This is a genomic window from Pseudonocardia sp. KRD291 (assembly GCF_019263595.1).
Taxonomy (GTDB): Bacteria; Actinomycetota; Actinomycetes; order Mycobacteriales; family Pseudonocardiaceae; genus Pseudonocardia.
On sequence record NZ_JADQDD010000306.1, the window covers coordinates 1 to 6963 of the forward strand.

The following is a 6963-nucleotide window of genomic DNA, read 5'->3' on the forward strand; positions in this document are numbered from 1 at the left end:
CGCAGGTCGCGCAGCAGCGAGAGCGCGGCCACCGGGTCGTCGCGCACGTCCACGGTGAGCACCGGCACCGATCCCGGCCGCGCGGCGTAGGCGGCGAGCGCGGGCAGCTCGTCGCGGCACGGCGCGCACCAGGACGCCCAGACGTTGAGCAGCGCGGGGCGCCCGGCCAGCGCGGCCCCGACGTCGACGGCCCCGTCGGCGCCCAGGCACGGCACCGTGACCCCGGCGAGCGGGCCGGTCGCCGCCGTGCCGGGAGCGGCGGACGGGCACGGGTCGAGGCCGGCCCCGGCCCGGGCCGAGGCCAGTGCCACCGGGTCCGCCGCAGCCGGGTCACCGTTCGGCTCGGCGGCGGTCGAGGTGCCGGGGCCGCCGGAGGGTCCGGACGGCGCGTCCGGCCACAGCGCCACCACGGCCAGTGCGACGAGCACGACGACCGCCGCCGTCGCGATGATCTCCGAGCGGGATGCCCCGCCGGTCCGCGACCGGGTGCGGGGCCGGCTCACCGACCGTCCCCGGGGGCGGCGGGTCCGTCGCCGAGCCCGACCAGCTCGAGCAGGTGCGGCCGCTCGGCGCCCTTGACCAGCGCGGCGGCCTGCTCCGGCTCGGTCGGCCCGAGCCCGAACGACGGGCAGTCGACGGCCAGCGAGCACGCCCCGCAGGCCGGCTTCTTCGCGTGGCAGACGCGCCGGCCGTGGAAGATCACGTGGTGCGAGACGATCGTCCAGTCACGCCGCGGGACGAGCTCGCCGATCGCGTGCTCGACCTTGACCGGGTCCTCCTCCTCGGTCCACCCCCAGCGCCGGACGAGCCGGCCGAAGTGGGTGTCCACGGTGATCCCGGGGACGTCGAAGGCGTTGCCGAGGATCACGTTCGCCGTCTTGCGCCCGATCCCGGGCAGCTTCACCAGGTCGTCCAGCGTGGCGGGCAGCTCGCCGCCGTGGTTCTCCACCACGGCCGCCCCGAGCCCGATCAGCGAGGAGGTCTTGTTCCGGTAGAAGCCGGTCGAGCGGATCCGCTCCTCCAGCTCGGTGCGGTCCGCCCCGGCGTAGTCCGCGGCGCTCGGGTAGGCGGCGAACAGGCCGGGCGTGACCTGGTTGACCCGCTCGTCGGTGCACTGCGCGGACAGGATGGTGGCGACGGCCAGGTCCAGCGGTGTGCCGAAGTCCAGCTCGCAGTGGGCGTCGGGGTAGGCCACGGCCAGGCCGCGCAGGATCCGCCCGACGCGGCGGGCTCGACCGATCGGGCTCTCGCCGGCCTCGACACGCGCGGCGAGTCCGGCGGCGGCCCGGCGGGTGGGACGCCGGACGGAGGTGCTCACGGACCCGAGACTACGGGGAGCCACCGACAACCATCGCCGAGGAGTCCGACCCGCGGTAACGACGCGGGTGGTTGCTCCGATGAGGGTCACGAGTGCATATCAGGATCGTCGGCACGGGCACCCCGGGCGACGGAGCGGCTCCGGTGTGCGAGAGGATCACGTCTGCCATGACTGCCTGGTTGTCCGTCCTCGTGCCGCTGCTCGTGATGTTCTTCGCGCTGGGTATGGAGCGCGTCGAATCCCGGCTGCGGGAGTCCACCGTGCGTCAGGACGAGCTCGACGAGATGCTCGAGCAGCCCCGCCCGGACGAGCTCCGCGCCCTGTTCCGCCAGGGCACCGGCCGCGCGCTGGAGCTGTTCCGGCTCCGCAACCGGGGCCGTCGCCGGGGTGCCCGTCGCAGCCGGATCCCGTCCGCCTGACACCATCGTCGCCGGGCCGCGGGCGTCCTGCGGCGGTCCGAACGAGTGATGGAACCCGGTTGGGCGCGCCCGAACGGGTTCCTGCTGCGCATGTGCAGGGCGTCGGGCCCTACACTGGCGCGCCGACGACCCGCCGCGCCTGTGCGGTAGGTGAACGAGGAGCTGTGCAGTGGACGACGTTCTGATCCGGGCCGGGATCTTCCAGGGCGTGGAGCCCCAGGCCGCCGAGGCATTGGCGGAGGCGCTGGAGCCCGCCGAGTTCTCGCGCGGGCAGGTGATCTTCAGCGAGGGCGAACCCGGTGACCGTCTGTACATCGTCTCCGGCGGCAAGGTGAAGCTCGGCCGCAAGTCCCCGGACGGCCGGGAGAACCTGCTGATGGTGGCCGGTCCGTCGGACATGTTCGGCGAGCTCTCGATCTTCGACCCGGGCCCGCGGACCTCCACCGCGACCGCGGTCACCGAGGTGCGCACCCACACCATGGACCGCGCCGCGCTGCGGGAGTGGATCGGCAAGCGCCCGGAGATCGCCGAGCAGCTGCTGCGCGTGCTGGCCCGCCGCCTGCGCCGCACCAACAACATGCTCGCCGACCTGATCTTCACCGACGTCCCCGGTCGGGTCGCGAAGTCGCTGCTGCAGCTCGCGCGCCAGTTCGGCTCCCAGGAGTCCGGCCTGCTGCGGGTCACCCACGACCTCACCCAGGAGGAGATCGCCCAGCTCGTCGGCGCCTCCCGGGAGACCGTGAACAAGGCGCTCGCCGACTTCGCGCACCGCGGCTGGCTGCGGCTCGAGGGCAAGAGCGTGCTCATCCTGGAGCCGGAGCGCCTGGCCCGCCGGGCCCGCTGACGAGGGCGCCGGACCCCGTCGACGGGGCCCGGCGTTATCGACTGGTACGCCCGTACCAGTTCGTGTGATGCTGGGGGAATGGCTGCATCACTGGGCGACTACCGCGCTGCGCTGAGCTCCCCGGGTGCCGCCGCGCCGGTGCTCGCATCGGTGCTGGGCCGGCTGCCGATCTCGATGCTCAGCCTGTCCGCCCTGCTCTACGTGCAGGGGGTGTCGGGCTCCTACGCCTTCGCCGGAGCGGTCTCGGCGGGAACGCTCGTCGGGATCGGCGTCGGCATGATCGTCCAGGGGCGGCTGCTGGACCGGGTCGGCCCGACGCGCCCGTTGTTGCTGTTCAGCGCCGCCTACCTGGTCATGGTGGCCGCGCTGTTCGCCGGGATCGAGCTCGGCGCCGGCCTCGCCGTGCTCGTCCCGATCGCGCTGGTCACGGGCCTGGTCACGCCGGCGATCGAGGGGTCGTCGCGGGCGCTCTGGACGGACCTGGTGCCGGCCGGGCCACGCCGCGAGGCCGCCTACGCCTACGAGTCGATCAGTCTCGAGGTGTTCTTCATCCTGGGCCCCGCGCTGGCCGCGGTGCTGGTCACGACGACACCCTGGCCGGGTACCGCGATGGCGGTGGCCGTGACGGCCGAGGTCACCGGCACCGTCTGGTTCGCCCTGACCCGCGCCACGCGCACGCGCACCGCGCGTATCCGTGCCGCCCGCACCGGTACCGACCGGACGGCCGACTCCGCGGCTCCGGGCCGGACGCGGCTCTCCGGCGTGTTCGGGGTGATGGCCCGGCCCGGGATGCGGACGGTCGCGCTCGCCTCGCTCGGGTTCGGCCTGACCGTGGGCTCGGTCGAGGTCGGCGTGCTGGCCGCGACGTCGGCGGCCGGCGCACCGGCGATGGGCGGCGTGCTGCTCTCGGCGTGGTCGGTCGTCTCGGTCCTGGCCGGGGTGCTCTACGGCATGCGCCCGTGGCCGCGTGAGCTGCACCTGCGGTTCCCGGTGCTGCTCGCCGGGTTCTCCGTGCTGGTCGTCGTGCTGGCGCTGGTCGCGCCGAGCGGGTCGGTCCTGCTGCTGGCGCTGGTGATGTTCGTGGCCGGCGCGCTGATCACCCCGCAGACCACCGCGCACTCGCTGGGCGTCGAGCTGGCCGCCCCCGGTGAGTCGGCGACCGAGGCGTTCAACTGGGTGGTGACGGCCGTGGTGTTCGGGGTGTCGGTCGGGCAGTCGCTGGCCGGGCTCGCCGTCGACGTGTTCGGCCCGGTCGGGTTCGTGACCGGCGGGGTGCTCGGCCTGGTCGTCGCCGGCCTGCTGTGGGCCCTGCGCGGCACCCTGGCCGCCGACGCACGGGTCCCGGCCGGGACCGCCGCATGATCGGCATCTCCTAGCCCCGCAGGTACTCCAGCTGGGCCGTGACCGACCACTCCGCGGCGTCCCACAGTTTCTCGTCGACGTCGGCGTAGACCACCTCGACGACCCGGCGCGCCGTCGCGTCCGGACCCAGTGTCTGCAGGGCGGCGCGTACCTGGCCCAGGCGCTGCTCGCGGTGCGCAAGGTACGCGGCGGCGATCTCCGCGGTGTCCGGCAGGTCCGGGCCGTGCCCGGGAAGCACCGGCACCCCGGAGGGCAGCTCGGCGAGTCGCCGCAGGGACTCCAGGTACGGGCCCAGCCCGCCGTCCGGCTGCGCGATCACGGTGGTGCCGCGGCCCAGGATGGTGTCCCCGGAGAGCAGTGCGGGGGCGTTGCCGCCGATCAGGAACGACGTCGAGTCCGCGGTGTGCCCGGGCGTGGCCATCACGTACAGCGGGAGGCCGGCCGCGGAGATCGTCTCCCCGTCGGTGAGCGGCGGGGCGTCCGAACACAGCTCGGGGGTCCGCGCGCGGACCGGGGCGCCGACCATCTCGGCGAAGCGGGGGGCGCCGCCGGAGTGGTCGTGGTGGTGGTGGGTGAGCAGGATCAGCGACACCGGCGGTCCGTCCGCGAGATGCTCGAGGTGCTCGCCGTCGTCCTCGCCGGGGTCCACGACGATCCGGTCGGTCGCACCGGGGCCGGCCAGGACCCACGTGTTGGTGCCCTCCAGCGTCATGTGGCCGGGGTTGTTCTGGAGCAGCACCGCGGCCAGCGGATGGGCCTGGCGCAGGACGCCGTAGGCGGGGTGGGTCGTGCTCATGTCGCCTCCGCGGGAGAAAGTACGTCGGCGGTCATTCCGGTCCCTCCGGGGTGAGGTGGTCGGCGGCGTACTCCCAGTCCGGGTCGTCCGGGAGGACGACGGTCACCGACCGTCCCTCCCGGCGCACCCGCGGGATCACCGGTGTGATCGCCCGGTGCTCGGCCGCGGCGAACACGGCGTCCGCGGTGTCGTGCTCGGCGATCTCCTGCAGCGTGCGCAGGGTGGGCGCCATCAGCTCGATCTCGCGCTCCTCGTAGCAGGCCAGCGCGTGCGCCGGGGACCACCAGCGGGCCTCGAGGGCCTCGGTGGTGCCGTCGTCGGCGCGCTGGCCGTCCGGGACCCGGGCGACCAGGAACGCGGTGTCGTAGCGCCGCGGGTTGGACGGCGGGGTGATCCAGCGGGCCCATCCGCGCAGCAGGTCGGCGCGCAGCACCAGGTCGTGGGCGGCGAGCAGCTCGCCGAACGTGCTCCGCCGCCCCACCAGGTCGGCGCGCAGCGCGCGGGCGTCCGGCAACGCGGCCGGGTCGCCGCCGTCGGGTCCGGCCAGCAGCACTCCGCACTCCTCGAACGTCTCCCGGACCGCGGCGCAGACCAGCGACCCGCCCAGCTCCGGGGTGGTCTGCAGGCACCGTCCCCACCAGGCCGGGTCGGGCCCGCGCCACCGTGCCGGGTCGATCGTGTCCGAGGACGAGACGCCGCCGCCGGGGAACACCGTCATGCCGCCGGCGAACGCCATCCCGGTCACCCTGCGCTGCAGGAACACCTGCAACGGGGTGCGTCCGGCCGGCGGGTCCGGGTCGTCGCGCACCAGCAGGACGGTCGCCGCCGGGCGCGGGACGACCGGTGTGTCGGGGGCATCGGCCCGGGGCGTGCTCATGCCCGGACCCTAGGTCATCGTCCCGGCCCGGCAGCAGCGGAGAATCGCCACATGAGCGAGGGACGACGACGCATCGGCCTGGTCGGTGCCGGGCCGTGGGCCCGCGCGGTACACGCGCCGGCGATCGCGGCGCACCCGCGCTGGGAGCTCGCCGGGGCCTGGACCCGCCGTCCGGAGGCCGCCCGCGAGATCGTCGACGGGTTCGGCGGGCGCGCGTTCACCCGGCTCGAGGACCTGGTGGACGCGTGCGACGCCGTCGCGTTCGCCGTGCCGCCCGCCGTGCAGGGCGAGCTTGCCCCCCGGGTGGCCGCGGCCGGACGGCACGTCGTCCTGGAGAAGCCGCTGGCCCAGGACCTGGCCGGGGCCCGTGCGGTCGCCGACGCGGTGTCCGCGGCCGGGGTCTGCTCGGCGACGATGCTGACGCTGCGCTTCGACCCGGGCGTCCGGGCGTGGCTGGACGCGATCCCGGACGGCCCCGCCGGGCCGGACACCACGGGCTCCGCGCGCTGGCTCTCCGGCGGGCTGCTCGGCGGCCCGTACTCCCGCTCGGCGTGGCGCGCCGAGCACGGTGCGCTGCTCGACATCGGCCCGCACGTGATCGACCTGCTCGACGCCGCACTCGGCCCCGTCGTCGGGGTGGATACCGCGCACCGGGCGGAGCCGGACCTGTGGCGGTTCGGCCTGGCACACGCCGGCGGCGCGCACAGCTCGGTGACGCTGTCGCTGCGGCTGCCGGTGGACCCCACCGAGTTCGAGGCGACGGTGTTCGGCGCGGCCGGGCGGCACCGTCTCGACCGGCGCCCGACGGACGCCGCGGCCTGCTACGGGTGCCTGCTCGACGACCTGGCGTCGGCGGTCGCGCAGGGCCGGACCGACCTGTCGGTCGGCGTGGCGCGGGCGCTGCACCTGCAGGAGGTCATCGAGCAGGTGCTCCGGGCGGCAGGCTGAGCCATCCCGCCCGCCGGCCCGGGTGGGTCAGCCGGCGTCGGGGTGGGCCGAGCCGTTCTGCGGGCCGTGCTCGGAGGCCCCGTTCTCCCGCGCGGCCAGCTCCTCCTGCAGTCGTCGCAGCAGGTCCTGCTCGTTCGGGGTCAAGCGTCCGCCGAGGTCCGGGCCGGACGCGGGCCGCCCGGCGCCCCCACGTGAGGGCCGGGGTCCCGGACGGTGACCGTTGCCGGACGGGTCCCGCGGCGCGCGGCCCGGCAGGTGCTGGGCCGGGGGGTTCTGGGCCGGCGAGTCTCGGGCCGGCGGGTCTTGGGCTGCCGGGTGCTGGGCCCGGGCGTCGGTGTCCCGGTCGCCGGTGGGCATCGCGGCGGCGAGACCTCCGCCGGTGGGCTGGAGACCGTCCTC

At 75.4% G+C, this 6963-nt stretch carries 8 protein-coding genes and 1 pseudogene; 4 read left to right on the forward strand and 5 right to left on the reverse strand.

Translation table 11 applies throughout. The features are described 5' to 3' along the window. Both I4I78_RS27905 and nth read right to left on the reverse strand, forming a co-directional pair. A partial coding sequence (locus I4I78_RS27905; RefSeq protein ID WP_218614483.1) for a redoxin domain-containing protein occupies positions 1-503 on the reverse strand: 503 nt, incomplete at its 3' end. Continuing rightward, positions 500-1318, reverse strand: a complete 819-nt coding sequence (nth, locus tag I4I78_RS27910; RefSeq protein WP_218614484.1) for an endonuclease III — start codon at positions 1316-1318, stop codon at positions 500-502. The genes nth and I4I78_RS27905, both read right to left, overlap by 4 nt. A 167-nt stretch (positions 1319-1485) precedes the next feature. Between nth and I4I78_RS27915 the strand changes: the two genes are divergently transcribed. The 3 genes from I4I78_RS27915 (at position 1486) to I4I78_RS27925 (ending at position 3943) form a co-directional block, all read left to right on the forward strand. After that, positions 1486-1737, forward strand: coding sequence for a hypothetical protein (locus I4I78_RS27915; RefSeq protein WP_130293369.1), 252 nt, complete (start codon positions 1486-1488; stop codon positions 1735-1737). Between the two features lie 169 nt (positions 1738-1906). Next, positions 1907-2581, forward strand: a complete 675-nt coding sequence (locus tag I4I78_RS27920) for a Crp/Fnr family transcriptional regulator (protein ID WP_130293367.1) — start codon at positions 1907-1909, stop codon at positions 2579-2581. 78 nt (positions 2582-2659) lie between these two features. Next, a complete protein-coding gene (locus I4I78_RS27925; RefSeq protein ID WP_218614485.1) occupies positions 2660-3943 on the forward strand; it encodes an MFS transporter in 1284 nt (427 codons plus the stop codon). 10 nt (positions 3944-3953) lie between these two features. On the opposite strand, the gene I4I78_RS27930 is transcribed toward I4I78_RS27925, so the two are convergent. Together I4I78_RS27930 and I4I78_RS27935 are read right to left on the reverse strand one after the other, a co-directional pair. Continuing rightward, positions 3954-4739 (reverse strand): MBL fold metallo-hydrolase, encoded by a 786-nt coding sequence (locus tag I4I78_RS27930; RefSeq protein WP_218614486.1) that lies wholly within the window; start codon positions 4737-4739, stop codon positions 3954-3956. Between the two features lie 31 nt (positions 4740-4770). Then, a complete protein-coding gene (locus I4I78_RS27935) occupies positions 4771-5616 on the reverse strand; it encodes an NUDIX hydrolase (RefSeq protein ID WP_218614487.1) in 846 nt (281 codons plus the stop codon). Between the two features lie 51 nt (positions 5617-5667). Here I4I78_RS27935 and I4I78_RS27940 point away from each other — a divergent pair, with 51 nt between their 5' ends. Further along, on the forward strand, positions 5668-6564 hold the full coding sequence (locus tag I4I78_RS27940) for a Gfo/Idh/MocA family protein (RefSeq protein ID WP_218614488.1): 897 nt from the start codon (positions 5668-5670) through the stop codon (positions 6562-6564). A 27-nt stretch (positions 6565-6591) separates the two neighbouring features. On the opposite strand, the pseudogene I4I78_RS27945 reads toward I4I78_RS27940, so the two are convergent. Continuing rightward, a pseudogene (locus I4I78_RS27945) lies at positions 6592-6963 on the reverse strand (hypothetical protein); the annotation flags it as partial.

Bases quoted from the DNA above. Each gene is read 5' to 3' on its own strand.
- I4I78_RS27930 (WP_218614486.1), bottom strand. From the start codon at position 4,739: ATGAGCACGACCCACCCCGCCTACGGCGTCCTGCGCCAGGCCCATCCG.
- I4I78_RS27935 (WP_218614487.1), bottom strand. From the start codon at position 5,616: ATGAGCACGCCCCGGGCCGATGCCCCCGACACACCGGTCGTCCCGCGC.
- I4I78_RS27940 (WP_218614488.1), top strand. From the start codon at position 5,668: ATGAGCGAGGGACGACGACGCATCGGCCTGGTCGGTGCCGGGCCGTGG.
- I4I78_RS27925 (WP_218614485.1), top strand. From the start codon at position 2,660: ATGGCTGCATCACTGGGCGACTACCGCGCTGCGCTGAGCTCCCCGGGT.
- I4I78_RS27915 (WP_130293369.1), top strand. From the start codon at position 1,486: ATGACTGCCTGGTTGTCCGTCCTCGTGCCGCTGCTCGTGATGTTCTTC.